The sequence below is a fragment of the Modestobacter italicus genome, assembly GCF_000306785.1.
Taxonomy (GTDB): domain Bacteria; phylum Actinomycetota; class Actinomycetes; order Mycobacteriales; family Geodermatophilaceae; genus Modestobacter; species Modestobacter italicus.
Genome location: NC_017955.1, coordinates 4,354,681 through 4,372,959, shown reverse-complemented (window position 1 = coordinate 4,372,959; position 18,279 = coordinate 4,354,681). Strand labels below are relative to the sequence as shown.

The window sequence follows — 18,279 nt, the reverse complement described above, 5'->3', positions numbered from 1 at the left end:
CGGGAACGCGACGAGGCCCGCTCCCCGGCTGGGGAGCGGGCCTCGTCGAAGGTCGGTGGACCGGTTACCGCGAACGCCAGGCGTTCTTCCGGCGGAAGTGGTCCCGGATGAGCGCGATGACGATGATCAGCGCGGCCCCGACCAGGTACAGGTCCTCGATCCGGCCCTCGTGGTTGCCGAAGAGCATGACCAGCAGCAGGGCGATCATCACGACGCCGGCGATCCGGCCGGCCTTGCCGGTCTCGCCGTGCCAGCCCCAGTCCTCGGGGCGCTCGTGGGTGATGGGCGTCTCGCCCGCCCGGACGATGCCCTCCTCACGGTTGGACTGCTCGATCACCCTGGCGCTGGTCTGGTTGCCCTGGCCGCGGCCGCTCGCGTCGCTCACCGGCCCATGATGACAGGCCCGCGCGCACGGCACAGCGCGACCCGGCCGTCCGCCCCCCGGTGGTCGCCTGGGAGAGGATGTGCCGGTGAGCGAGCCGCGCGAGGTCACCGTGCTGGGGTCGACCGGGTCCATCGGGCGGCAGGCGATCGCCGTCGCCCGGCAGAACCCGGGGCGGCTGCAGGTCACCGGGCTGGCGGCCGGGGGCGGTGACGTCGCGCTGCTGGCCGAGCAGGCGCTGAGCCTCGGCGTCCGGACGGTCGCGGTCGCCCGCGCCACCGCCGCGCAGGACCTGCAGCTGGCGTTCTACGCCGCCGCCCAGCAGCGCGGCTGGGCGCAGGGCCACTACACGCTCCCGGAGATCCTGGCCGGCCCGCGGGCCGCCGAGGAGCTCGCCGCCCGGCCGGCCGACGTCGTGCTCAACGGGATCACCGGCTCGATCGGGCTGGGGCCGACCCTCTCGGCGCTGCGCGCCGGGCGCACCGTCGCGCTGGCCAACAAGGAGTCCCTGGTCGCCGGCGGTGAGCTGGTGAAGCAGGCCGCCGCGCCCGGCCAGCTGGTCCCGGTCGACTCCGAGCACTCCGCGCTGGCCCAGTGCCTGCGCGGCGGCGCGCGCGGCGAGGTCGCCCGGCTGGTGCTCACCGCCAGCGGCGGACCGTTCCGCGGCCGCTCCGCCGCCGAGCTGGCCGGGGTCACCCGCGAGCAGGCGCTGGCCCACCCCACCTGGGACATGGGACCGGTGGTCACCATCAACTCCGCGACCCTGGTCAACAAGGGCCTGGAGCTGATCGAGGCCCACCTGCTCTTCGACGTCCCCTACGCCGACATCGACGTGGTGGTGCACCCGCAGTCGATCGTGCACTCCATGGTGACCTTCGCCGACGGCGCCACCATCGCCCAGGCCAGCCCGCCGGACATGCGGCTGCCCATCGCGCTGGCGCTGGCCTGGCCCGACCGCCTGCCGGACGTGCAGCCGGCGCTGGACTGGTCGCAGGCGAGCACCTGGGAGTTCATGCCGCTGGACTCCGAGGTGTTCCCCGCGGTGCGGCTCGCCCGGCAGGCGGGTGAGGCGGGCGGCGTCGTCCCGGCCCTGTTCAACGCGGCCAACGAGGAGGCGGTCGCCGCATTCGCCGCCGGACACCTCGCGTTCACAGCCATCGTGCAGGTCATCGCGCGTACCTTGGACGCCGCGCCGGACCTCGGCGCACCCACCTGCGTCGAGGACGTGCTGGCCGCTGAGAAGTGGGCCCGGGAGCACGCCCGCGTCGCCATCGCCGGAGGCTGAGCTGAGCGGGTTCCTCCTGACGGTCCTCGGGATCGTCGCCTTCGCCGTCGGACTGCTGTTCAGCATCGGCTTCCACGAGTTCGGCCACTTCTTCTGGGCCCGCAGGTTCGGGATGCGGGTGCCGCAGTTCTTCGTCGGCTTCGGGCCGACGGTGTTCTCCCGTCGTTCCGGGGAGACCGAGTTCGGCATCAAGGCCGTGCCGCTGGGCGGCTACATCCGGATCGTCGGGATGATCCCGCCGGCGGAGGAGGGCGAGAGCAAGCGCGCCACCCGGATGCGCAGCTTCATCGCCGAGGTCCGCGGTCAGGCCCTCAACGACGTGCTGCCCACCGACGGCGACCGGGTCTTCTACCGCAAGCCCTGGTGGCAGCGGGTCATCGTGATGTTCGCCGGGCCCTTCCACAACCTGGTCCTCGCGGTCGTGTTCTTCGGCATCGTCCTGGTCGGCTTCGGCATCCCGGGGACGACGACGACGATCGCGTCGATCCCCGAGTGCGTGCTGCCGGCCACCTCGAGCTCCACGACCTGCCCCGCCGACGCGGCTCCCTCACCCGCGGCCGCAGCCGGGCTGCGGGCCGGCGACACGATCGTCGCGGTCGACGGCCGACCGGTGCCCCAGGTCGCCGACACCGGCCGGGGCGACGAGGTGACCGGGTGGTCGCAGGTGCAGAGCGCGATTCGGGCCAGCACCGGCACCCCGGTCGTGCTCACCGTCGAGCGGGACTCCGACGGCGCCGGCCAGCGGGTCGACCTGACCGTCACCCCGATCGCCAACCCGGTCCGGGTCGACTCCGACGGCGACGGGGAGGCCGACGGCGTCGAGACGGTCGGCTTCATCGGGGTCAGCCCCGCCCAGACCTACGTGCAGCAGCCGGTCACCGCCGTCCCCGGTTTCCTGGGCGACATGCTCGTCCGGTCGGTGGACAAGCTGGTGGAGATCCCGGAGCGGGTGCCCCAGCTGTTCCGGGCGACGTTCATGGGCGAGGAGCGCGACCCGCTGGGGCCGATCGGCGTGGTCGGCGTGAGCCGCATCTCCGGTGAGGTGTTCGCCCTCGACGACTTCACCACCACGGAGAAGATCAGCACCTTCTTCTCGCTGCTGGCCGGGATGAACCTGGTGCTCTTCCTGTTCAACCTCCTGCCGATCTACCCGCTGGACGGCGGGCACGTCGCCGGGGCGCTGTACGAGAAGGCGCGGTCGGTCGTGGCCCGGCTCCGCGGCCGGCCCGACCCCGGCCCGTTCGACATCGCCCGGCTGATGCCGGTCGCCTACGTCGTCGCCGGGTTGTTCCTGGTGCTCAGCGGCATGCTGTTCATCGCCGACATCGTCAACCCGATCACCCTGCAGTAGTGGGAGACTGATCCATCGTGACCGTCGCTCTCGGTATGCCCGCCTCTCCGCCGCCCGTCCTCGCCCCCCGCCGCAAGACCCGCCAGCTGGACGTCGGTGGGGTCGGGGTCGGCAGCGACTCCCCGGTGAGCGTGCAGTCGATGTGCACCACCAAGACCGCCGACATCAACGCCACGCTGCAGCAGATCGCCGAGCTGACCGCGTCCGGCTGCCAGATCGTGCGGGTCGCGGTGCCCGACACCGACGACGCCGAGGCGCTGCCGATCATCGCGAAGAAGTCGCAGATCCCGGTGATCGCCGACATCCACTTCCAGCCGCGCTACGTCTTCGCCGCCATCGACGCCGGCTGCGCCGCCGTCCGGGTCAACCCGGGCAACATCAAGAAGTTCGACGACAAGGTCGGCGAGATCGCCAAGGCCGCCAAGGACGCCGGCACGCCCATCCGGATCGGCGTCAACGCCGGCTCCCTGGACCGCCGGCTGCTCGCCAAGTACGGCAAGGCCACCCCCGAGGCGCTGGTCGAGTCCGCGCTGTGGGAGTGCTCGCTGTTCGAGGAGCACGACTTCCGCGACATCAAGATCTCGGTCAAGCACAACGACCCGGTGGTCATGGTGCGGGCCTACGAGCTGCTCGCCGAGCAGTGCGACTACCCGCTGCACCTCGGCGTCACCGAGGCCGGGCCCTCCTTCCAGGGCACCATCAAGTCCGCCGTCGCCTTCGGCGCGCTGCTGTCCCGCGGCATCGGAGACACCATCCGGGTGTCGCTGTCCGCGCCGCCGGTGGAGGAGGTGAAGGTCGGCAACCAGATCCTCGAGTCGCTGAACCTCCGCCAGCGCGGCCTGGAGATCGTCAGCTGCCCCTCGTGCGGCCGCGCCCAGGTCGACGTCTACAAGCTGGCGAACGAGGTGACCGCCGGCCTGGAGGGCATGGAGGTCCCGCTGCGGGTGGCCGTCATGGGCTGCGTCGTCAACGGCCCCGGCGAGGCCCGGGAGGCCGACCTCGGGGTCGCCTCCGGCAACGGCAAGGGGCAGATCTTCGTCAAGGGCGAGGTCGTCAAGACCGTCCCCGAGTCGCTGATCGTCGAGACGCTGATCGAGGAGGCCATGCGCATCGCGGCCGACCAGGTCGCCGCCGGCACGCCCTCGGGCGCCCCGGTCGTCACCGTCTCCTGACCCGGCCCGGACAGGTCGAGGCGACTCGGGAGCAGGCGTGCTGCGATCGGTCCAGGCCCGGGTCCTGGACGCCGACGACGAGGCGGCGGTCCGGGACCTGCTGGCGCTCGACCCGGTGGGCACCTGCATGCTCGCCGGCCGCATCGAGACCCACGGCACCGCCGTGGCGACCCTGGGTGCACCGCTGTGGGGCCTGTGGTCCGGGAGCCGGCTGGACGCCGTCTGCCTGGCCGGCGCCAACCTGATCCCGTTCGCCCGGCCCGGCGCCGAGCGGGCGGCCGCCGGGGCCTTCGCCGACCGGGCCCGCCGGGCCGGGCGCCGCTGCTCGACGATCGTCGGGCCGGCGGCCGCGGTGCTGCCGCTGTGGGAGCTGCTCGCCCCGGTGTGGGGCCCGGCCCGGGAGGTGCGCGCCCGCCAGCCGCTGCTGGCGATCGAGGGGCCACCCGCCGTGCCGGTCGAGCCGCGGGTCCGGCCGGTGGTGCCCGGCGAGCTGGACACCCTGCTGCCGGCCGCGGTCGCGATGTTCACCGAGGAGGTCGGCGTCAGCCCCACCCGGGTCGACGGCGGTGCGGCCTACCGGGCGCGGGTCGCGGAGCTGGTGCGGGCCGGTCAGTCGCTGGCCTGGATCGAGGACGGTCAGGTGCTGTTCAAGGCCGACGTCGGGGCGGTCTCCCGCGCGGCGTGCCAGCTGCAGGGCGTCTGGGTGGCGCCGCAGTTCCGCGGCCAGGGGATCGGCCAGCGGGGGACGGCGGCGGTGGTCGAGTACGCCCGGACGGCGATCGCGCCGGTCGTGAGCCTGTACGTCAACGACTACAACCGCGCCGCCCGGGCCGCCTACGACCGGGTCGGCTTCCGCCAGGTCGGCACGTACTCCTCGGTGTTGTTCTGAACCTGTGAGCCGTGGGGCTGCTGCGGCGCGGAGTTCCGGATCGCCGTCGGGCATCTGCGAGGGTGGCAGGGTGCGCAGCAACGCGGGGTCGCAGGGGTGGGGCAGGGTCGTCCGCCGGGGGACGACGGTGGGCGGGATCGCGGTGCTGCTGCTCGCGCCGGTGCTGGCCGGCTGCTCCTCGGACCCGACCGACGACGTCCGTGCCGCCGCCGAGGCCTTCCTCGACGACTGGACCGCCGGCAAGACGGACGCGGCGGCCGCGCTGACCACCGACGCGGCGGCCACGACGACGCTGCTCGAGCAGACCGCCACCGACCTCCCGGACGCCACCCTCGCCGCCGACCTGGGCGACGTCACGGTGGACGACGACACCGCCACCGTCGCCTGGCGCGCCACCTGGGACCTCGCCGCGTCCCCGGACTGGAGCTACCCGGCCAGCCTGTCCCTGACCGAGGCCGACGACGGCTGGCAGGTCGTCGCGGCGCCCACCCTCGTGCACCCGGAGCTGGGGGAGGGGCAGCACCTGGTGCTGAGCCGGTCGCTGGCCGAGCGGGCGCCGATCACCGACGCCACCGGGGCACCGCTGTTCACCGAGACCGAGGTGGTCAACGTCGGGGTGGACAAGGCCCAGGTCACCGACCTGCCCGCGCTGGCCGCCGGCCTGGCCGCGGCGACCGGCGTCTCCGCCGAGGAGATCACCGCCGACGTCACCGCCGCCCCGGAGGGCCAGTTCGTCCCGGTCATCACGCTGCGCCGGCCGGACTTCGAGGCGATCCGGGCCCAGGTGTTCGACCTGCCCGGCGCGGTCTTCCCGTCCAGCACCCGGCTGCTGGCGCCCAGCTCCCGCTTCGGGCTCGCGCTGCTCGGCCGGGTCGGCGACGCCACCCAGGAGGTCATCGACGAGACCACCGGCGAGGACGGGCAGCCGCTGTACGCCGCCGGGGACGACCTCGGGCTCTCCGGGCTGCAGCGCGCCTACCAGGCCCAGCTCGCCGGGACGCCGGGCTTCACGGTCAGCGTGGCGAGCTCCGACGAGACCCTCGACGACGCCGGCGAGGTGGTCGACACCGTCGACCCGGTGCCCGGCACCCCGGTGCAGACGCCGCTGGTGCCCGCCCTGCAGAACGCCGCGGACGCCGCCGTCGCCGGCCAGCCGCTGGCCACCCACCTGGTCGTCGTCCGGCCGGGCACCGGGGAGGTGCTGGCGGTCAGCTCGAACGAGGCGGCCAACCCGGCCAACGCGCTGTCCGGCCAGTTCCCGCCCGGGTCGAGCATGAAGACGATGACCGCGACGGCGCTGCTGAGCGCCGGCGCGCTCACCCCCGCCTCCCCGGTGCCCTGCCCCGGGACGACGACGGTCGAGGGCCGTGAGTTCGAGAACGAGGACCAGTTCGACCTGGGCACCGTGCCGTTCACCGAGGCCTTCGCCCAGTCCTGCAACACCACCTTCATCCAGCAGGGGCTGGCGCTGCCCGACGACGCGCTGGCGCAGGCGGCGGCCTTCTACGGCGTCGGCAGCGACTGGCAGCTGCCGGTGGGCATCTTCAGCGGCGACGTGCCGGCGGACGCGACGGGCACCACGAAGGCCGCCGACCAGATCGGCCAGGGGCAGGTGCTGATGAGCCCGGCGCAGATGGCGCTGGTCGCCGCCGGCATCGCCAGCGGCACCCCGGCCGCACCGGTCGAGGTCGTGGGCGCCGCACCGGCCGGCACCGCGCCGACCGGGCCCCCCGCCGCCGTGCTGGATCAGCTCCGGCCGATGATGCGCCAGGTGGTGCTCACCGGCACGGCCACCGCGCTCACCGACCGCGGCGACGTCTACGGCAAGACCGGCACCGCGGAGTTCGGGGACAAGACCCCGCCGGACTCGCACGGCTGGTTCGTCGGCTACCAGCGGGGCGGTCCGCAGGGGGACATCGCCTTCGCCGTCCTGGTCGAGGCCGGGCAGTCCAGCAGCGTGGCCGTCGGTGTCGCCGACGCCTTCCTCGGCGCCCTCTGAGGCCCCCGTTCAGGGGCCCGCGCCGAGCTCGCGAGGCGTGGGGGGAACGGGGGTCCTTCCTCAGGTGTCGGGGAGGCCGGGGAAGGCGGTGGTCGGTGGCCAGCCGGCCGCGGTGCGCCAGCCCACCGCGCGCAGCTCCGCCGCAGACAGCGCCGCGACCGCGAGCTCCCGGGTGCTCCGCTCGGTGGCCTGGTCCAGCACCCAGGTCCACGCCTGCGCGGTGCCGTCCTCGAGGGTGACCGCCAGGGCGGCGGCGTCCGCGGCGGACGCCACCGGTGCGGGCAGCGTGTACCCGGCCGCGGCCGGCACCGGCTCGACCCGCCGCGAGGTCAGCAGCGCAGCCACGATGTCCCGGAGGTCGCGGTGCGCCTCCTCGGCCTCGACCACCGGGGCCCGGCCCTCGACCGGCGTGGCCGCACCGACCACGCCGTAGCCCCAGACGGCCGTGTGCGCGGCCGCCAGCGCCTCCTGCAGGGCGGCGTCCTCCGCCGCGGTGGGTGTGGGTTCCTGGTCAGCCATGTCCGTCCCGTCCGTGCGCCGCTCGACCGGTCATGCCGCCAGCTGGGTGGCCTGGCCGCGCAGCCCCGCCGCGATGCTGCCCAGCAGCGCCGCCCGGCCGCCGGTGAAGTCCGGGCAGGCGCCGGCGTGCGCGTCGGCGGCCGCGGTCACCTCGGCCTGCAGGTACGCCCGGGCCCCGGCCGGGTCGAGCGCCGGCCCGGCCGACGACGGCGCGGCGCTGCTCGCCGCGGCCCCGGGTGCCGCGGCGCGCAGCCGGTCCAGCTGCGCCCGGGCCTGGTCGGCGAGGGGCGAGACGGCGGCGGCCAGGTCCGGGGCGGCGGCGGCCGCGCGCGCGTAGGCGGCCACGACGGCCTCCTGCACCTGGACCTGCGCGGCCAGCTGGTCGACCTGCGCAGGGGTCACCGCATCGGCGTCGTCCGCGGTGCTGCTGGTACACCCGGTCGCGGCCAGCGCGGTGCCGGCGAGCGCCGCCAGCAGCAGGCTGCGCCGGGAGAACGGCCGGTGCAGAGCGGTCGCTCCCGGCGGCGGAGCGAGGGGATCGGACGGCGGTTCGGACATCCCCGCCATCCTCGCAGCCCGGCCGCCGGACGCCGGCAGCACGCACCGGCGAGCCCGGGCCTTCCGCGGGCGGGTGGGACCAGCGGGGCGGGCGGTAGCCTGACGGTCCACCCGCAGCACGCCGGGGCCCGGCACGACCACGGGCACGACCGGCCGACCACCGGGCCACCGCGGCAGCGGGGCGGCCGACCAGCACGTGGGCGGAACACAACAGGACCCCAGGAGGCAGCCGATGACCACGCGAGGTGCAGGCGCCCCCGGTCAGGCCGCTGACGCGATGACCGCCCGGCTCACCGGCTGGGTGGAGCCGGCCGTCGCCGCCGCCGGCTACGACCTCGAGGAGCTCGTCGTCCGTCCGGCCGGTCAGCGCTCGGTGGTGCGGGTCGTCGTGGACCGCGACTCCGGCGTCAGCCTGGACGACGTCGCCGAGCTCAGCCGCTCGCTGTCGGAGCTGCTCGACGCGCAGGACGAGGCGCTGGGCCGCTCGCCCTACGTGCTGGAGGTGACCAGCCCCGGGGTCGACCGGCCGTTGACGCTCCCCCGGCACTGGCGGCGCAACGTCGGCCGGCTGGTCACCGTCACGGCCGGCCCCGACGGCCGGCGCGAGGAGCTCACCGCCCGGGTGCTGCGGGTGCAGGACGACGGCGTGGTGCTGGCCGTGGAGAAGGGCGGCACGAAGAAGGGGCAGGTGCGCAAGGCGGCCGGGGAGCGCACCGTGGGCTGGGCGGAGCTGGGCGAGGCACGGGTGCAGGTGGAGTTCACCCGGCCGGCCGGTCACCGTGACGCAGCGCTGGTGCACGTGCCCGACGAGGACGAGACCGACGAGACCGACGAGATCGACGACGGCGAGGACGACACCGACGTCGACCCCGAGGACATGGACGACGACGAGCACGACCCGGCCGGGGTCCCGGTGGCCGACGCGAGCGGGGGGTCCGGGCGACCGGCCCCGCACCGCGCGCCCCGGGACCCCCGGCCGCGACGAGGAGGCAGCAAGTGAACATCGACGTGACCGCCCTGAAGGCGGTCGAGCGGGAGAAGGGCATCCCGGCCGACACGGTGCTGCAGGCGATCGAGTCCGCCCTGGTGACCGCCTACCGGCACGCGGACGGCGCCGCGCAGCACGTGCGGGTGCAGATCGACCGCAAGAGCGGTGAGGTGGCCGTGCTGGCCCAGGAGCTGGGGCCCGATGGCGAGGTCGTCCACGAGTGGGACGACACCCCGACCGACTTCGGCCGGATCGCGGCCAGCACCGCCAAGCAGGTGATCGTGCAGCGGCTGCGGGACGCGGAGAACGAGCAGACCTTCGGCGAGTACGCCGGCAAGGAGGGCGACATCGTCAGCGGCATCGTGCAGGCGCACGACCGCCGCAACAACCAGGGCCTGGTGCTGGTCGACATCGGCAAGGTGGAGGCCACGCTGCCGGCCGCCGAGCAGGTGCCCGGCGAGGACTACCGACACGGCAGCCGGCTCAAGGCCTACGTCGTGTCGGTGGCCCGGACCTTTCGCGGCCCGCAGGTGACGCTGTCGCGCACCCACCCGAACCTGGTCCGCAAGCTGTTCGCGCTGGAGGCCCCCGAGGTCGCCGACGGCAGCGTGGAGATCGTCTCGGTCGCCCGCGAGGCGGGGCACCGCTCGAAGATCGCCGTCCGCACGTCGGTGCCGGGGCTGAACGCCAAGGGCTCCTGCATCGGGCCGATGGGCCAGCGGGTCCGGAACGTGATGAGCGAGCTGCACGGCGAGAAGATCGACATCGTCGACTGGTCCGACGACGACGCCACCTTCGTCGCCTCGGCGCTCTCCCCGGCCCGGGTCACCAGCGCCCGGGTCGTGGACCCCGCCGCGCGCGCGGTGCAGGTCGTCGTCCCCGACTACCAGCTCTCGCTGGCGATCGGCAAGGAGGGGCAGAACGCCCGGCTGGCCGCCCGGCTCACCGGCTGCCGCATCGACATCCGCAGCGACGCCCAGCCCGCCGACGACCAGACGGTCTCCCCGGGCGTGGGCCGCTCGCCGCTGCGCCCCAACCCGGGGCTGGAGCGGACCGGCGTCCGCGGGCCGCAGGGGGGTCGCCGACCGCCTGTCCGGCGGGCGGAACACCCCGGGCCCGCGGCGCGCTAGACTCAGCGATGGCCGACACGTCGATCCCGGTCCGCACCTGTGTGGGGTGCCGCCGACGTGCACCGGTCACCGAGCTGTTGCGTGTCGTCGTCCGCGACGGGGGGCTGACCCCCGATTCGCGGCGGCGGCTCCCCGGCCGGGGGGCTTCGTTGCACCCCACCGCGGAGTGCCTGCACGCAGCAGTCCGGCGCCGGGCCTTCCCGCGCGCGCTGCGGTGCAGCACGTCGCTGGAGACCGGTCCGCTGGAGGCCCACCTCGCGCAGCAGGTCAGCTGACCTGGTGCCGCGGGCCCCGGCGGGCGACCCACGGCAGCACCACCGACGGACCGGCACCCGGCCGGTCCGCACGTCGAGAGCAGGACGTCCTCGGATGAGCCACCTGTGAAGTCGTCACGATGACCATGTACCACTGACCTAGGGGTCGAGCGGGCCAGCCGCCGGCCTCACCAAGAGGAGACCCGTGCCAGGCAAGGCCCGCGTACACGAGCTCGCGAAAGAGCTCGGTATCGACAGCAAGACAGTGCTCGCCAAGCTCAAGGAGCAGGGCGAGTTCGTGAAGTCCGCGTCCTCCACCGTCGAGGCCCCCGTGGCCCGTCGGCTCCGTGAGGCATACGGCTCGGGCTCCGGCAACGGTGCCCCGGCCCCCCGTCCCGGCCCGCGTCCGTCGGCTCCGGGCCCCCGTCCGGTCGCCCCGCAGGCCCAGACCCCGGCTCCGGCGGCTCCCGCCCCGGTGGCCGCGGCCCCGGCTGCACCGGCGACCCCGGCCCCGCAGGCCCCCGCGGCCTCGGCCCCGGCTGCCTCGGCGCCCGCCGCGGCTGCTCCGGCGACCTCGGCCCCGTCGGGTCCGCGGCCCGGCCCGCGGCCTGCTCCGCGGCCCGCGGCCAGCACCCCTGCGCCGCAGGCACCGGCCCAGCCGGCTCCGGTGCAGCAGACCCCGGCCGCCCCGGCGCAGCCTGCGGCCCGTCCGGCCGCACCGGGCCCCCGTCCGGGTGGCGCGCCCTCCGGCGTCCCCGGTTCCGGCGGTGCCACCCCCGGTGGCGCGCGTCCGGCCCCGGGCCCGCGTCCCGGTCCCCGTCCGGCCCCGCGGCCGGGCAACAACCCCTTCAGCAGCGCGCCGCGCCCGGCCGCTGCCGGCCCGCGTCCCGGCGGCGCCCCCGGCCAGTCCGCTGGTCCCGGCGGCCCGCGTCCGGGCCCGTCCGGGCCGCGTCCCGGCCCCGGTGCCGGTGGCCCGCGTCCGGCGTCCGGTCCGGGTGGACCGCGTCCGGCCGCAGGTCCGGGTGGGCCCCGGCCCAATCCGGGCATGATGCCGCAGCGTCCGAGCCCCGGCATGATGCCGCCGCGGCCCGCCGGCCGTCCTGGTGGCGGTCCCGGTGGCCCCGGCGGTGCCGGTGGTCGTGGCCGTCCGGGTGGTCCCGGCGGTGGCGGCGGCGGTGGCTTCCGTCCCGGTGGCGGCGGTCCCGGTGGTCCCGGTGGCGGCGGCGGTGCCCCGGCCGGTGGTTTCCGGCCCGGTGGCGGCGGTGGCGGTCGTGGCCGTGGCCGCGGTGGCTCGGGTGCCGGCACCGCGGGTGCCTTCGGGCGTCCGGGTGGTCGCGGTCCGGTCCGCGGGCGCAAGAGCAAGAAGCAGCGGCGTCAGGAGTTCGACTCCATGGCGGCGCCGTCGATGGGCGGCGTCAGCCTGCCCCGCGGCAACGGGCAGACCGTCCGGCTGCCCCGCGGTGCCTCGCTGACCGACCTCGCCGAGCGGATCAACGCCGAGCCGGCCGCGCTGGTCACCGCCCTGTTCCACCTGGGCGAGATGATCACCGCGACGCAGTCGGTCAACGACGAGACGCTGCAGCTGCTCGGTGCCGAGATCGGCTGGGTCATCCAGGTCGTCAGCCCCGAGGACGAGGACCGCGAGCTCCTCGAGACCTTCGACCTCACCTTCGGTGACGAGGAGGGCGGGGCCGAGGAGGACTGGGACATCCGTCCGCCGGTCGTCACCGTCATGGGTCACGTCGACCACGGGAAGACCAAGCTCCTGGACGCCCTGCGGCACGCCAACGTGGCGGCCAAGGAGGCCGGTGGCATCACCCAGCACATCGGCGCCTACCAGATCGTCACCGAGCTGGAGGGCAACGAGCGCCCGGTCACCTTCATCGACACCCCGGGTCACGAGTCGTTCACCGCGATGCGTGCCCGTGGCGCGAAGGTCACCGACATCGTCGTCCTGGTCGTGGCCGCCGACGACGGCGTCATGCCGCAGACGGTCGAGGCGCTCAACCACGCCCAGGCCGCCGAGGTGCCGATCGTGGTCGCGGTGAACAAGATCGACAAGGAGGGGGCCAACCCCGCCAAGATCCGTCAGCAGCTCACCGAGTACGGGCTGGTGGCCGAGGAGTACGGCGGCGACACGATGTTCGTCGACGTCTCCGCGACCACCCGTCAGGGCCTCGACGACCTGCTCTCGGCGATCCTGCTCACCGCCGACGCCTCGCTGGACCTGCGCGCCAACATCGGCCAGGACCCCCAGGGTGTCGTCATCGAGGGCAAGCTGGACAAGGGCCGGGGCCCCGTCGCCACGGTGCTGGTCCAGCGCGGCACGCTGCGCCAGGGCGACTCGATCGTGGCCGGCGACGCCTACGGTCGCGTCCGGTCGCTGCTCGACGAGCACGGCAACAAGCTCAAGGAGGCCCTGCCGGCCCGTCCGGTCCAGGTCGTCGGCCTGACCTCCGTGCCGCGCGCCGGTGACACCTTCCTCGTCGTCGAGGAGGACCGGATCGCCCGGCAGATCGCCGACCGCCGCCAGGCCCGGATCCGCAACGCGCAGAACGCGTCGATGCGGAAGCGGATCAGCCTGGAGGACCTCGACGCGGCGCTCAAGGAGACCCGTCAGCTCAACCTGATCATCAAGGGCGACAACTCGGGCACCGTCGAGGCGCTCGAAGAGGCGCTGATGAAGATCGAGGTGAGCGACGACATCTCGCTGCGGGTCATCCACCGCGGCGTCGGTGGGATCACCAAGAGCGACATCGACCTGGCGTTGGCCGACGACGTCATCGTCCTGGGCTTCAACGTCCGGGCCGAGGGCCAGGCGACCGAGCTGGCTGCCCGCGAGGGGGTGGACGTCCGGTACTACACGGTCATCTACCAGGCCATCGAGGAGATCGAGTCCGCGCTCAAGGGCATGCTCAAGCCCGAGTTCGAAGAGGTGCAGCTGGGCACCGCGGAGGTCCGCGAGGTCTTCCGCGTCCCGAAGATCGGCAACGTCGCCGGTTCGCTGGTGCGCAGCGGCACGATCGTCCGCAACTCCAAGGCCCGCCTGGTCCGTGACGGCGCCGTGGTCGCGGACAACCTGACCGTCGAGTCGCTGCGTCGCTTCAAGGACGACGCGACCGAGGTCCGGGAGGGCTACGAGTGTGGTATCGGTCTGGGGTCGTTCAACGACATCAAGATCGATGACGTGATCCAGACCTTCGAGCTGCGTGAGAAGCCGCGCGCCTGAGGGTGAGTGACACGGTCCCTGCAGGAGAGCCTCTCGGCCTTCCTGCAGGGGCCCGCCGCGAGCCTGCGAGTGGCGGGGGGCAGGAGGGTCCTCATATTCACCGGGACACTGACTGCTGACCTGCTGCTGGGCGACGTGCACTCGCTCAAGGAGAAGCGCGCCGTGGTCAAGCCCATCGTGGCCGAGCTGCGGCGCCGCTTCACCGTGGCCGCCGCCGAGGTGGGCGACCCCGACCTGCACCGCCGTGCGCAGGTCGGGGTCGCCGCCGTGGCGGGCCAGGCCGGCCAGGTGACCGACGTCCTGGACGCCTGCGAGCGGTTGCTGGCCGAACGCCCGGAGGTGACGCTGCTGTCCACGCACCGTCAGCTCTTCAGCGACACCGACTAATCGAAGGACCCCCTCGCCCCCCACCCCACGCTCCGCGCGGGTCGGGGCCCTGCGAGGGGGCCACCCCGTTCCGAGGAGGACCGATGGCTGACCCGGCCCGGGCGCGGCGACTGGCGGTGCGCATCCGCCAGATCGTGAGCGCGACGATCGAGATGCAGATCAAGGACCCCCGCCTCGGGATGGTCACCATCACCGACGCCCGCGTCACCAGCGACCTGCGCGAGGCGACGGTCTTCTACACCGTCTACGGCGACGCCACCCAGGTGGAGGACTCCGCCCGGGCGCTGGCCAGCGCCACCGGCGTGCTGCGCTCCACGGTGGGCAAGCAGACCGGCATCAAGTTCGTGCCCTCGCTGACCTTCGTCGCCGACATCGTCCCGGACACCGCCCGGGAGCTCGAGGAGGCGCTGGAGCGCGTCCGGCACGCCGACGCCGAGCTCGCCCGGGCCCGCGAGGGCGCGCAGTACGCCGGCGACGCCGACCCCTACCGCAAGCCGGCGGTCGCCGAGGACGACGAGGACGACGACCTGGACGACGACGAGCTCGCCGCGGACCCGGACGCCGGGCGCACCGACGACTTCTCCGACGGCCGGCCCTCCGCCGCCCAGCGGAGCGCGTCGTGACCGAGGCCGTCGACCCGGACCCGTTCGACCCGGCCGGCGCTCCCGGGGGCACGACCCTCGGCGGGCGTGCGGAGCCCGCGGACGGCGACCCGACCGCCGGGGGCAAGCGCGGCGACATCGGCACCACCGAGAGCATCGCCGCCGACGAGCCCGACGACGGGTCCAGCTACCCGGTCGGCGGTGGCACGGTCGCCGAGGAGTCGGACGCCGCGCCGGTCGCCGACCCCGGGCCCGACGGCACCTCGTGAGCGCACCCGCCACCGTCCCCACCGGCACCGCAGCCGCGGTCGAGGTGCTCGCCCGGGCGGCGGACCGCGGCGCGACCGTCGTCCTGTCCGGGCACGTGCAGCCCGACGCCGACGCCCTGGGCAGCACCCTGGCGCTGGCGGAGGGCCTGCGCCGTCGGGGCGCCCGGGTGGTGACGACGTTCCCCGAGCCGTTCGTCCTGCCCGACTCGCTCGGCTGGCTGCCCGGCGCCGACGAGCTGGTGCCCCCGGCCCGGGTGCCGGCTGAGGTCGACGTCTTCGTCAGCCTCGACGCGGCGTCCCCCGGTCGGCTGGGCGGCCTGGCCGCGCTGCTGGACACCGCCGGGCGGTCGGTGGTCGTCGACCACCACGCCAGCAACCCCGGCTTCGGCGAGGTGCGGCTGGTCGACCCGGCCGCCGCGGCGACCGTGGTGCTGGTCGCCGCGCTGCTCGAGGGCCTCGACGTCGCGCTGGACGAGCGCCTGGCCACCTGCCTGTACGCCGGGCTGACCGCCGACACCGGGTCCTTCCGGTTCGGCAACACCTCGCCGGGCACCCACGAGCTGGCCGCCCGGCTGCTGCGCACCGGGATCGACCACGCCGCCATCAGCCGCCGGCTGTTCGACACCGCGCCGTTCGGCTGGCTGGGCCTGCTGTCGGCAGTGACCGGCCGCGCGGCCCTCGAGCCCGAGGTCGGTGCCGGGCTCGTCTGGACCTGGTCGACGGCGGCCGAGGCGCGGGCGCACGGCCTGGCCCCGGACCAGCTCGAGGCGCTCGTGGACGTCGTCCGGGCCACCGCCGAGGCCGACGTGGCCTGCGTGGTCAAGGGCCAGGACGACGGCTCGTGGGTCGTGTCGCTGCGTTCCCGCGGCGCCACCGACCTGACCCGGGTGGCCATGGCGCTGGGCGGCGGCGGCCACCGTGCCGCGGCCGGCTACAGCTCGCCGCTGGACCTCGAGGGGACGCTCGAGCAGCTCCGCGCCCAGCTGCGGGCCGCACGCCCCTCGTGACCCCGCCGTCCTCGCGACGGCCGGGCGGCCCGGGGCCGTCCATCCCGGCGCTGGCGGCTCCTGCGCTGGTCGTGCTGGCCGCCGAGCCGCTCTACCTGCTGGTCGACACCGCCGTGGTGGGCCACCTGGACGGCGTCAGCCTGGCCGGTCTGGCCGTCGGTGGTGGGCTGCTGGCCTACGTCGCGGCGCTGCTCAACTTCCTCGCCTACGGCACCACCGCCCGGGCCGCGCGCCGCACCGGTGCCGGCGACCGGGCCGGGGCCGTCGCGGAGGGCGTGCAGGCGACCTGGCTGGCCCTGGCCCTCGGCGTCGCTCTGGCCCTGCTGTTCCAGCTGCTCGCCGGCCCGCTGACCCGGTTGCTCGCCGGGGGTGCAGGCCCGGTCGCCGACGCGGGGGAGGAGTGGCTGCGGGTCGCCAGCCCGGGGCTGCCGCTGCTGCTGGTGGCGCTGGCCGGCAACGGCTGGCTGCGCGGGGTGGCCGAGCTGCGCCGGCCGATGGGCTACGTGCTCGCCGGCAGCGGGGTGGGGCTCGTGCTCTGCCCGCTGCTGGTGCACCCGGCCGGCCTGGGTCTGGTCGGCTCCGCGCTGGCCAACCTGGCCGGTCAGGCGGTCGCGGCGGCGCTGTTCGCCCGGGCGCTGGCCCGGGAGCTGGCCGGCTTCGGGGTCTCCTGGCGCCCCCGGCCGGCTGCGCTCCGGGCGCAGCTCGTGCTCGGCCGCGACCTGCTGGTGCGCGCCGCCGTGCTGCAGCTGGCGTTCGCCGCCGCCGCCGCGGTCGTCGCCCGGTCCAGCACCGCCGAGCTCGGCGCGCACCAGGTGGCGCTCCAGCTGTGGCTCTTCCTCGCCCTGGTGCTGGACGCCTACGCGATCGCCGCCCAGACCCTCGTGGGCACGGCCCTGGGCGCCGGCCGGCCCGCCGACGCCCGGCACACCGCCGCCCGGGTGGTCCGCTGGGGGCTGGGCACCGGCGTGCTGGTCGCCGTCCTGCTGCTGGCGCTGCGGCCGGTGGTGCCGCCGCTGTTCACCGACGACCCCGCCGTGCTCGCCCAGGCCGACGTCGTCTGGTGGTTCCTCGCGCTGATGCAGCCGCTCGCCGGGGTGGTGTTCGCCCTGGACGGCGTGCTGATGGGCGCCGGGGACGCCGCCTACCTGCGCACCGTGACCCTCGCCTCGGCCCTGCTCGGCTTCCTGCCGCTCTCGCTGCTGTCGGGCTGGCTGGACTGGGGGCTCCCCGGGGTCTGGACCGGGCTCACCCTGTTCATCGTCCTGCGGCTGGTGGCGGTCGGCCGCCGGGTGCGGGGGAGCGCCTGGCTGGGTGAGACGGTGAGCCCGTGAGCCCCAAGCGCCCCGACGCCGACGTCCCGCCGTCCCTGCTGCTCGTCGACAAGCCGGCCGGCATGACCTCGCACGACGTGGTCGCCGTCGCCCGCCGGGTGCTGTCGGTGCGCAAGGTCGGGCACGCCGGCACCCTCGACCCGATGGCCACCGGGCTGCTCGTCCTCGGTGTCGGGGCGGCCACCCGACTGCTCGGGCACCTCTCCGGCTCCGACAAGACCTACGACGCCACGGTGCGGCTCGGGCAGTCGACGGTCACCGACGACGCCGAGGGCGAGGTCACCGCGACGACGTCCGCCGCGGGGGTCGGCGAGGACGACGTCCGCGCCGCGCTGGCCGCCCAGGTCGGCGCGCTGCAGCAGGTGCCCTCCTCGGTCAGCGCGGTCAAGGTCGGCGGCCGGCGCTCCTACGACCGGGTCCGCGCCGGCGAGGAGTTCGAGCTGGCGGCCCGCTCGGTCACCGTGCACCGGATCGACGTCCACCGCGTCGGGCGGCCGACCCCGGAGCTGCTCGACGTCGACGTCACGGTCGCCTGCAGCACCGGCACCTACATCCGCGCGATCGCCCGGGACGTCGGGGCCGCACTCGGCGTCGGAGGGCACCTGACCGCGCTGCGCCGGACCTCCTCGGGCCCCTTCTCGATCGACCGGGCCCGGCCGGTGGAGGACGCCGCCGCGGCCCTGGCCGGGCCCGGCCCGGGTCCCGGGGTGCTCGCGCTGGCCGACGCCGCCCGCGCCGTCTTCCCGGCGCGGGAGCTCAGCGCCGAGGAGGCGGTCGCCGTCGGCCACGGCCAGCGGGTGCCGGCCACCGGTGCCGCGGGGCTGCACGCCGCGCTCGCCCCCGACGGCCGGCTGGTCGCCCTGGTCGAGGACGCCGGTCAGGTCGCCCGGGTCGCGGTCGGCTTCCCGCCGCGCTGAGCCGGGTGGC

Annotated in this window: 18 protein-coding genes and 1 pseudogene; 16 read left to right on the top strand and 3 right to left on the bottom strand. The window is 75.3% G+C overall.

Annotated features, from left to right (window positions below; translation table 11 throughout):
- Positions 1-64: 64 nt before the first annotated feature.
- A complete protein-coding gene (locus MODMU_RS20710; protein WP_014742338.1) occupies positions 65-385 on the bottom strand; it encodes a DUF2631 domain-containing protein in 321 nt (106 codons plus the stop codon).
- Between the two features lie 85 nt (positions 386-470).
- Between MODMU_RS20710 and dxr the strand changes: the two genes are divergently transcribed.
- The 5 genes from dxr (at position 471) to MODMU_RS20685 (ending at position 7,078) form a co-directional block, all read left to right on the top strand.
- Positions 471-1,667 carry a 1-deoxy-D-xylulose-5-phosphate reductoisomerase gene (gene dxr / locus MODMU_RS20705; protein WP_014742337.1) on the top strand — a complete coding sequence of 399 codons (1,197 nt, stop codon included), beginning with the start codon at positions 471-473 and terminating at the stop codon, positions 1,665-1,667.
- A gap of 1 nt (position 1,668) precedes the next feature.
- Positions 1,669-3,018 carry a M50 family metallopeptidase gene (locus tag MODMU_RS20700; RefSeq protein ID WP_041797344.1) on the top strand — a complete coding sequence of 450 codons (1,350 nt, stop codon included), beginning with the start codon at positions 1,669-1,671 and terminating at the stop codon, positions 3,016-3,018.
- Positions 3,019-3,053: 35 nt separating this feature from the next.
- Positions 3,054-4,190, top strand: a complete 1,137-nt coding sequence (ispG, locus tag MODMU_RS20695) for a flavodoxin-dependent (E)-4-hydroxy-3-methylbut-2-enyl-diphosphate synthase (protein WP_014742335.1) — start codon at positions 3,054-3,056, stop codon at positions 4,188-4,190.
- Between the two features lie 37 nt (positions 4,191-4,227).
- Entirely contained in the window at positions 4,228-5,079 is an 852-nt protein-coding gene (locus MODMU_RS20690) for a GNAT family N-acetyltransferase (protein ID WP_014742334.1), read from the top strand.
- A 70-nt stretch (positions 5,080-5,149) separates the two neighbouring features.
- On the top strand, positions 5,150-7,078 hold the full coding sequence (locus MODMU_RS20685; RefSeq protein WP_231851691.1) for a penicillin-binding transpeptidase domain-containing protein: 1,929 nt from the start codon (positions 5,150-5,152) through the stop codon (positions 7,076-7,078).
- Between the two features lie 60 nt (positions 7,079-7,138).
- Here MODMU_RS20685 and MODMU_RS20680 read toward each other — a convergent pair whose 3' ends face one another.
- On the bottom strand, positions 7,139-7,597 hold the full coding sequence (locus MODMU_RS20680) for a ferritin-like domain-containing protein (protein WP_014742332.1): 459 nt from the start codon (positions 7,595-7,597) through the stop codon (positions 7,139-7,141).
- A 30-nt stretch (positions 7,598-7,627) separates the two neighbouring features.
- On the bottom strand, positions 7,628-8,155 hold the full coding sequence (locus MODMU_RS20675; RefSeq protein ID WP_014742331.1) for a hypothetical protein: 528 nt from the start codon (positions 8,153-8,155) through the stop codon (positions 7,628-7,630).
- Positions 8,156-8,387: 232 nt separating this feature from the next.
- Between MODMU_RS20675 and rimP the strand changes: the two genes are divergently transcribed.
- The 11 genes and pseudogenes from rimP (at position 8,388) to truB (ending at position 18,269) form a co-directional block, all read left to right on the top strand.
- A complete protein-coding gene (gene rimP, locus MODMU_RS20670) occupies positions 8,388-9,155 on the top strand; it encodes a ribosome maturation factor RimP (RefSeq protein ID WP_166503567.1) in 768 nt (255 codons plus the stop codon).
- Positions 9,152-10,273, top strand: a complete 1,122-nt coding sequence (gene nusA, locus MODMU_RS20665; protein WP_014742329.1) for a transcription termination factor NusA — start codon at positions 9,152-9,154, stop codon at positions 10,271-10,273. Before rimP ends, nusA begins: the two co-directional genes overlap by 4 nt.
- An 8-nt stretch (positions 10,274-10,281) precedes the next feature.
- The gene (locus MODMU_RS20660; protein WP_014742328.1) at positions 10,282-10,548 is read left to right on the top strand and encodes a YlxR family protein; all 267 of its coding nucleotides are present in this window, start codon (positions 10,282-10,284) and stop codon (positions 10,546-10,548) included.
- A gap of 184 nt (positions 10,549-10,732) precedes the next feature.
- Positions 10,733-10,876, top strand: a pseudogene (locus MODMU_RS30160) (translation initiation factor IF-2 N-terminal domain-containing protein); the annotation flags it as partial.
- A gap of 1,041 nt (positions 10,877-11,917) precedes the next feature.
- On the top strand, positions 11,918-13,756 hold the full coding sequence (gene infB / locus MODMU_RS29790) for a translation initiation factor IF-2 (RefSeq protein WP_014742327.1): 1,839 nt from the start codon (positions 11,918-11,920) through the stop codon (positions 13,754-13,756).
- Between the two features lie 6 nt (positions 13,757-13,762).
- On the top strand, positions 13,763-14,143 hold the full coding sequence (locus MODMU_RS20645; RefSeq protein ID WP_014742326.1) for a DUF503 domain-containing protein: 381 nt from the start codon (positions 13,763-13,765) through the stop codon (positions 14,141-14,143).
- A gap of 83 nt (positions 14,144-14,226) precedes the next feature.
- Complete coding sequence (gene rbfA, locus MODMU_RS20640) at positions 14,227-14,766, top strand: 30S ribosome-binding factor RbfA (RefSeq protein ID WP_014742325.1); 540 nt, start codon at positions 14,227-14,229, stop codon at positions 14,764-14,766.
- Complete coding sequence (locus MODMU_RS20635; RefSeq protein WP_014742324.1) at positions 14,763-15,014, top strand: hypothetical protein; 252 nt, start codon at positions 14,763-14,765, stop codon at positions 15,012-15,014. The genes rbfA and MODMU_RS20635 overlap by 4 nt, the downstream gene beginning before the upstream one ends.
- A complete protein-coding gene (locus MODMU_RS20630; protein WP_014742323.1) occupies positions 15,011-16,021 on the top strand; it encodes a DHH family phosphoesterase in 1,011 nt (336 codons plus the stop codon). Before MODMU_RS20635 ends, MODMU_RS20630 begins: the two co-directional genes overlap by 4 nt.
- Complete coding sequence (locus MODMU_RS20625; RefSeq protein WP_014742322.1) at positions 16,018-17,352, top strand: MATE family efflux transporter; 1,335 nt, start codon at positions 16,018-16,020, stop codon at positions 17,350-17,352. Before MODMU_RS20630 ends, MODMU_RS20625 begins: the two co-directional genes overlap by 4 nt.
- Positions 17,349-18,269, top strand: coding sequence for a tRNA pseudouridine(55) synthase TruB (truB, locus tag MODMU_RS20620; protein WP_014742321.1), 921 nt, complete (start codon positions 17,349-17,351; stop codon positions 18,267-18,269). The genes MODMU_RS20625 and truB overlap by 4 nt, the downstream gene beginning before the upstream one ends.
- Positions 18,270-18,279: the final 10 nt, after the last annotated feature.

Excerpts from the sequence above, each read along its gene's own strand:
- MODMU_RS20675 (WP_014742331.1), bottom strand. The coding sequence starts at position 8,155 with ATGTCCGAACCGCCGTCCGATCCCCTCGCTCCGCCGCCGGGAGCGACC.
- rbfA (WP_014742325.1), top strand. The coding sequence starts at position 14,227 with ATGGCTGACCCGGCCCGGGCGCGGCGACTGGCGGTGCGCATCCGCCAG.
- infB (WP_014742327.1), top strand. The coding sequence starts at position 11,918 with ATGGCGGCGCCGTCGATGGGCGGCGTCAGCCTGCCCCGCGGCAACGGG.
- MODMU_RS20660 (WP_014742328.1), top strand. The coding sequence starts at position 10,282 with ATGGCCGACACGTCGATCCCGGTCCGCACCTGTGTGGGGTGCCGCCGA.
- ispG (WP_014742335.1), top strand. The coding sequence starts at position 3,054 with ATGCCCGCCTCTCCGCCGCCCGTCCTCGCCCCCCGCCGCAAGACCCGC.
- MODMU_RS20680 (WP_014742332.1), bottom strand. The coding sequence starts at position 7,597 with ATGGCTGACCAGGAACCCACACCCACCGCGGCGGAGGACGCCGCCCTG.
- rimP (WP_166503567.1), top strand. The coding sequence starts at position 8,388 with ATGACCACGCGAGGTGCAGGCGCCCCCGGTCAGGCCGCTGACGCGATG.